At 66.0% G+C, this 1,072-nt stretch carries 1 pseudogene; it reads right to left on the minus strand.

Annotation, left to right across the window (positions count from 1 at the left end):
• Positions 1-936: pseudogene (locus PXJ20_RS32830) on the minus strand (hypothetical protein); the annotation flags it as partial.
• Positions 937-1,072: the final 136 nt, after the last annotated feature.

The following is a 1,072-nucleotide window of genomic DNA, read 5'->3' on the forward strand; positions in this document are numbered from 1 at the left end:
TGTGCCGGCGGCCAGCGCGTTCACGCCCGTCGCGCCATCGTTGTTGTAGTTGGCCTGCTGCGTGCCGTTGTCGTTGACGCTGTAGTAATGCGTTTTGCTGGCCGAGATTGCGGTCGACAGCGAACTCGTGGCCGTCGAACTCGACGTCGACAGCGATGTCACCGAGCTGTTCGTTGTCGAAAGGCCGGTGGAGAGCGAGCTTGCCGTGGTCGACGTTGAAGTCGAAAGCGAACTCACGCCCGTAGAGAGCGAGCTCGCGGTAGTCGAGGTCGACGTGGAGAGCGAACTGATGCCGGTGGAGAGCGAGCTGGCCGTCGTCGACGTCGAGGTCGAGAGCGAACTCACGCCCGTGGACAGCGAACTCACCGTGCTGTTCGTGCTCGACAACCCCGTGGACAGCGAGCTGATGCCCGTGGAGGTCGAGGTCGAAAGCGAATCCACCGCCTGGTTGGTCGCGAAGAGCTGCGAGCCGTTGATGGCGTCCGTGCTCGTCGCGCTCACGCGGCCTGCGGCCACATTGGTGATCTGCCGCTCCGCACCCGCTGCGCCTACGCTGACCACGCTGGTCGGGCTCGTACCGGCATAGCTGTATGTCGTGCCGCCTACCGTGCCGGTGGACGTCGGGTTGGCTGCGGCCGTAACCGAACCGTTGCCCAATGACACCGCCCCGGCATTCGCGGCCGTTGCGCCCGAACCGATTGCCACGGCGTTGTCTCCCGCCGCGTTTGCGTTGTTGCCCACCGCCACGCCGGCCGCCCCCGCTGCCGTCGCGCCCGTGCCTGCGGCGAGCGCGTTCACGCCCGTCGCGCCGTCGTTGTTGTAGTTGGCCTGCTGCGTGCCGTTGTCGTTGACGCTGTAGTAATGCGTTTTGCTCGCCGAGATCGCGGTCGACAGCGAGCTCGTTGCCGTCGAACTCGACGTCGAGAGCGACGTCACGCTGCTGTTCGTGCTCGACAGACCCGTCGAGAGCGAACTGACGCCGGTGGACAGCGAGCTCACGCCCGTCGACAGCGAACTGACTCCCGTGGACAGCGAGCTTGCCGTGGTCGAGGTCGAGGTGGACAGCGACGTC

Source organism: Paraburkholderia sp. A1RI_3L (genome assembly GCF_048957895.1).
Classification (GTDB): Bacteria; Pseudomonadota; Gammaproteobacteria; order Burkholderiales; family Burkholderiaceae; genus Paraburkholderia; species Paraburkholderia kururiensis.